Annotated in this window: 6 protein-coding genes; 2 read left to right on the top strand and 4 right to left on the bottom strand. The window is 57.1% G+C overall.

Going from position 1 to position 5,156, the window contains the following annotated elements; translation table 11 throughout:
* Positions 1 to 931: hypothetical protein (locus tag H5U36_08755; protein ID MBC7218206.1), on the top strand; the 931-nt coding region annotated here is incomplete at its 5' end.
* Here H5U36_08755 and lptC read toward each other — a convergent pair.
* Genes lptC through H5U36_08740 form a run of 3 tightly spaced genes read right to left on the bottom strand, consistent with a single transcriptional unit; the run spans position 885 to position 3,457 of the window.
* Positions 885 to 1,421, bottom strand: a complete 537-nt coding sequence (gene lptC, locus H5U36_08750; GenBank protein ID MBC7218205.1) for an LPS export ABC transporter periplasmic protein LptC — start codon at positions 1,419 to 1,421, stop codon at positions 885 to 887. The genes H5U36_08755 and lptC overlap by 47 nt on opposite strands.
* A gap of 40 nt (positions 1,422 to 1,461) precedes the next feature.
* Entirely contained in the window at positions 1,462 to 3,177 is a 1,716-nt protein-coding gene (locus tag H5U36_08745; GenBank protein MBC7218204.1) for an FAD-dependent oxidoreductase, read from the bottom strand.
* Between the two features lie 13 nt (positions 3,178 to 3,190).
* The gene (locus H5U36_08740) at positions 3,191 to 3,457 is read right to left on the bottom strand and encodes a hypothetical protein (GenBank protein ID MBC7218203.1); all 267 of its coding nucleotides are present in this window, start codon (positions 3,455 to 3,457) and stop codon (positions 3,191 to 3,193) included.
* A 117-nt stretch (positions 3,458 to 3,574) separates the two neighbouring features.
* Between H5U36_08740 and H5U36_08735 the strand changes: the two genes are divergently transcribed.
* Complete coding sequence (locus H5U36_08735) at positions 3,575 to 4,246, top strand: hypothetical protein (protein MBC7218202.1); 672 nt, start codon at positions 3,575 to 3,577, stop codon at positions 4,244 to 4,246.
* Here the strand turns inward: H5U36_08735 and H5U36_08730 are convergent.
* On the bottom strand, positions 4,222 to 5,025 hold the full coding sequence (locus H5U36_08730) for an MBL fold metallo-hydrolase (GenBank protein MBC7218201.1): 804 nt from the start codon (positions 5,023 to 5,025) through the stop codon (positions 4,222 to 4,224). The two genes, H5U36_08735 and H5U36_08730, sit on opposite strands and share 25 nt — an antisense overlap.
* Between the last annotated feature and the right edge of the window lie 131 nt (positions 5,026 to 5,156).

Here is a 5,156-nt window from a genome sequence, read left to right as displayed (position 1 = left end):
CAGGCGCCTCTTCCCCGAAGACCACATCTTCTACGTGGACCACTACTTAGGCAAAGCTACGGTACAGAACCTCATCGTCCTCAAGGCCGAGAACTCTTTCTTTGAGAAGCTCTTGTCCTGCGAATTCGTGGCCGAGGTCCATATTGCCATCTTTGAGGAAGAGGGGGTCGGAGAACGGGGAGCTTTCTACGAGGAAACCGGAGCCATCAGGGACATTTTCCAGAATCACCTCCTCCAGATTCTCACTCTCTTTGCCGTGGATGCTCCACCCCTTTGCGAGGAGGACCGAAGGGAGTGCAACCGTTTCTTCGCGCATCTTGCCAGAGAACGGAGAAGAGTCCTTGACTTTTTGCGTCTTCCGGAAAGCCACCTCATAGAGCTCGGACAGTACGAGGGGTACCGAAAAGAGGTGGGGAACGAGAAATCCCGGCGGGAGACTTTCTTCCTTTTTCCTGTGTTCCTTGAGACGGAACGCTGGAGAGGAGTGCCCTTCTACCTTGCAAGCGGGAAGAGGCTTGCCGAGAAATGCTCCTTTATCGAGGTTGTTTTCCGCTCAACCGTTGCCCCACCGAACCGGCTGCGTATCGAAATTCAACCTGAGGAGCGTATTGATCTCATGCTCTTTGTACGAAAGCCCACGCGCAGCCTCGACTCCGCCCCCGTCTGGCTCAACTTCGTCTCTTCAGGTACCTTCCAGGCCAAGAGCCCTGAAGCCTACGAGAAAATCCTCTACGACTTCCTCTACAACGACCGAACGCTTTTTCCCGATTCGTCCTTCATCCGGGAATCCTGGAGAATCACCGAGAGTTTACTTTCGCTTTTTGAAGCCAATCCCCCAAGGGTGTGCCGTTACCGGGAAGGGGTTCTGACACCGGAGATGCTCTTTACGGCGAAGCGGATTCCAGACGAAATGTGCCTCGAACGATTTTGAAGAACTCGGGGTTTGCGAGGTCCACATCGCTCTGGAAGCCTTCACTCTCAAGGAAGTGATCTTTGAAGTACGCCCGGACCCGGGAGCTCGTCTGAACGGTTTTCGATTCATTGAAGTAGAAGAGCTCTTCAGTCTCAAGGCGGTCTCCCGAAGAGGACACCACGGTAACCTCCTCCATGAGGCGGACGTTCCGCTTGAGGAGATTCACAAGGGCTTTTCGGCTCGTGAGGGTGGCCCGGATGCTCCCCCCATCCTCAAAAACGAAAAGCTTCACTCCCCCGGCACATCTCCCCACGTTCCCTCCCTTGTCAAGCTCCATCGCACCTGCCTCAAGAAGAAATCGAAGCACCCCCCTCTCCCAGCCCCGAATGCGGACTTTTTCGCTGGCAATGGGGAAGGAAGTCGGGGTTACCTCTTCAGAGACCTCAGTCTCTTCCTGAGAAGAAGGAGCCGGGCGGGGCGGGGAGAGAAAAAGGGAGAGGAAAACTATGGCAAACCCCGCCCCACAGAAAAGGAGAATGACCACCCACCTACGATTCAAGCTCATAGGGCCAGCAGGCGATACCCCCATCCATGACTTTAACGTCCTTGAAGCCTGCGTGCCGGAGAATGAGGGATGCCTCGTACCCCCGGAGGCTCACGGCGCAGAAAGTAATGATTTCCTTATCCTTGGGAAGCTCATGGAGCCTTCCAGGAAGTGCCCCAAGAGGTATGAGGGTGCTCCCCGGGATACGGACTTTTTCGTACTCCTTGGGCGTTCGCACGTCAAGGAGCACGAAGTCGTCGCCCCGCTTGCGCTTCCGTTCCACCTCGTGCGGTGAGATCCCCACCATTTTCCCCTCAATCTTGTTCCGCAGCACATTCGCCGCCACGCAGACGTTATCGATTGCCGAAGCGTACGGCGGAGCATAGGGGAGATCGAGGCTCGAGAGGTCCTCAACCACTCCTCCGTAGTAGAGCGCCGTGGCAATGGCGTAAATGCTCTTTGTGACTTCGCCCCGGCCGATGATTTGAGCTCCGAGGAGCTTTCCACTCCGCCGATCGGCGATGAGCTTGGTGATGACCTGCTTTGCCCCCGGGAAGTAATGGGCCCTGTCGGGGGCAGGAACAAGGGCATACTCCGGATCGTACCCGAGGTCTTGGGCCTGTCGCATTGTGAGGCCTGTGCGGGCAATCGTGTAGTCGAAGAGCTTGAAAATGACCGAGTTCAGGGCGCCTCGAAAGACCTCGTTCCCGCCTGCAATGTTTATGGCCGCCACCCGGCCTTCTTTGTTCGCCAAGGACCCCATGGGCATGTACGCCGCCTTCCCGCAGACGAGGTTTTCGATTTCCACGCAGTCCCCAACGGCGTAGATGCAGGGATCGCTCGTGCGCATGAAGCAGTCGACCTTGATGCCTCCAGTCTCCCCTATGGCAAGACCAGCCCGCTGGGCAAGGTCGGTGTTGGGTCGGAACCCCGTGGCCACAATGACGATATCCGCCTCATACGCTCCCTTATCCGTCACGACCCGCCGGACCACACCTCCCTGGCCCTCGAGAACCTCAACTCGCTCCCCGACCCGCACCGTAACCCCCTGGGACTGGCAGTACCGGCGAACCAGTATGCCCATATCCTCATCAAGGATGGGGAGAATCTCCGGAAGCACCTCGATAACCGTAACCTCAAGGCCGCTCTTTACGAGGCTCTCCGTCATCTCCATGCCGATGAGGCCACCGCCGATGATGACCGCTTTCCTGGCAAGCTTCTCCTTGATGGTCCAGCGAATGGCTTCAGCATCTTCAATGCCATGGAGGGTGTACACATGCCCCAGGTCCTTTGCGCTCACCGGCGCATCGGGGTGCTCAAGGTCTACCGCCTTAATCGGTGGGAAAGAAGGTTTGGCACCGGTGGCAAGAACGAGGTAGTCGTAGGGAAAGGTGAGGATTTCCCCGGTGTCTATCCTCCTGGCCTCAACAACCTTCTTCTCCCGGTCGATGCGGATGGCTTCGGTACGGTTGTAGACCTTGATGCCCTTGGATTTCTCGAAGAACTCCGGATCCCGAAGAACCCCAACCGGGGTCTCCATGAGCTCCCGGTACTCTTTGACCTCACCGCTCACGTAGTAAGGAAGCCCGCAGCCGGCGTAGGAGAGGAACTTCCCCCGCTCGATGATGGTGATCTCCGCTTCCCGGTCGAGACGACGGAGCTTAGCCGCAACCTTTGGGCCACCCGCCACACCACCGATGATAACCACTCGCTTGCCCATGTCCACCACTCCTTTACCGACCTCGCAAGAGTTTCACCTCGTTGTAGATGGTCCCAAGGCAAAAGAGAGACGCCCCTCCCACAAAAATGCCGAATCCCCCAAGCACCCCACCAAGGCCCTGAGCCCAGAGAAGATGAGCAAAGGGCACGAGAGACTCCCCGGGCATGGTTGACTGTTGCATTGCCCCCATCCATCCCCATGCTCCCGAGAGAACAAGGACGGCGAAGGCCACTCCAAAGATCATGGCGACAATTCCCACAACCCGCAGGAAAGTTCCCATTTTCTCCCCTCCCTTCGGTTTTCTCTCATTCTACCCCAAAAGTGTTACCAGAGAAAGTATTCTTGCCCTCTCTCAAGAAAGAGGGTAAGATAGAAGAAAAAGAGAGGAAGGTGTTCTATGGGGACTGTGGATCTGTGGCGCGAGATGCGGAAGAGCTTCGACCTCCTTGCCCGATACCCCCAGATACTCCTTGCCACCTTCCCTTCGGCTTTCCTCGTAAGCGTTGCGAACTTCCTCGTATGGGACCGGAGATTCTCCCGAATCACGCTCCTCTTCCAGTGGGGAGGGGGAATGCTCCTTGTGCTCTCCGGCTTCTTCCTTGCCCTCCTTGCCCTGGGTTTCATCACCTTCCTCCTCTGGGATCTTGAGGTTCGGGGTGAGATTCGTTTCCGACGTGCTCTTTTCATGTTCTCGAAAAGGTTCCACGAAATCCTCTTTGCCGCCCTCGTTGTGGGGTTCCTCGTGGGTTTCTTCTCCTTCTGGTTCGTCTTCCCGGGACTTGTCTTTGGATTCCTCCTCATGTTCACCATCCCGGCGGTGGTGGTCGAAGGAGACGACCCCTTCTCGGCCATTCGCCGAAGCTTCCATCTCACCATGGAGAACCTCGGAGAATGCTTCACCTTTACCGTTTTGGCCCTCTTTCTCCTTGTCATGGGGTACCTGCTTTTCTGGGTTTTCGGGTTTGCCTCCCTTGCGGGAATTGCCTTGAACACCCTCCTTGGGGGAGGGATTCTTGCTTACCTTTCGGTACTCCTTGGGCGATTCTACTTCGGGCTCTCCCGCTTCTGAACCGAGAACGTCGCAAGATCCAAAACGAGCCCGTCGTAAGCCGCCACCACAGGGAGGCCGCACCGCTCCGCAAGGCGATCGGCCACTTCCCAGGGCTTTGCCCGAAGGACAGTCATTCCAAAATGGGTGAGAATGGCAAGACGAGGGCGAAGATGGGTGAGGAGGATTTCAACCTCTGGGACGCTCAGGTGCAAAAGATCCGGGTGATCGCTTCGCTCAAGGCGGAGAGTATGAATGACAAGGACATCGCTTCCCTCATAGGCGGAAAAGAGTCTCTCGGTGAACTGTGTGTCCGTGATGAAAGAGACCACACCCTGGGGGAAGAAGAATTTGAACCCGTACGTTTCCACCCCATGCACGTGGCGAAGGGGTGTTGCAAAGCGGCAGGGTCCAAGGGTGTACTCTCCCCCCTCGGTGAGTACGTGAACCCCCTCAAGGTGTTCCCGAAGGTACCGGAAGACGACCGGCTCTTCCTCCAGGGCATCCTTGGGGAGGAAGAGATGACCTCGAACCTTTGTCGCCCCCTGCGTCATGGCTTCAAGGATGATGTTCACGTCGTTGGCGTGGTCGAGGTGGCGGTGGGAGAGCAAAACCCCCGAGAGGGTCTCCGGATTGAGGGGAGGACGGCTCGAAAGCGCCCGAACCAAAGCCCCAGGCCCAGGATCAAGGTGCAGGGCCACACCCTGCGAGGAAATCCACACCCCTCCGGAGGCCCGGAGCTGCTTCATGACGACAAAGCGCGCTCCTGCAGTCCCGAGAAACTTTATGAAATCCTTCACAGGATTACTATACTGGAAAAGGAGGGAGGCGTAAAGATGGCGCTCCGGATTGTGGTCTTTGGGCGACCGGGGGTAGGAAAAACCACCCTTGTGCAGCGCATAAGCGCCCATTTCCCGGGACTTTTCCGGGG

The sequence above is a fragment of the Candidatus Caldatribacterium sp. genome, assembly GCA_014359405.1.
In the GTDB taxonomy this organism is placed as follows: domain Bacteria; phylum Atribacterota; class Atribacteria; order Atribacterales; family Caldatribacteriaceae; genus Caldatribacterium; species Caldatribacterium oleiphilum.
Note: the sequence above shows the minus strand (reverse complement) of the source record. Positions and strands in the feature narration are given on the sequence as shown.

What these genes read in the sequence shown, in the direction of transcription:
- H5U36_08745 (MBC7218204.1), bottom strand. Translation starts at nt 3,177, where the DNA reads ATGGGCAAGCGAGTGGTTATCATCGGTGGTGTGGCGGGTGGCCCAAAG.
- H5U36_08735 (MBC7218202.1), top strand. Translation starts at nt 3,575, where the DNA reads ATGGGGACTGTGGATCTGTGGCGCGAGATGCGGAAGAGCTTCGACCTC.
- H5U36_08740 (MBC7218203.1), bottom strand. Translation starts at nt 3,457, where the DNA reads ATGGGAACTTTCCTGCGGGTTGTGGGAATTGTCGCCATGATCTTTGGA.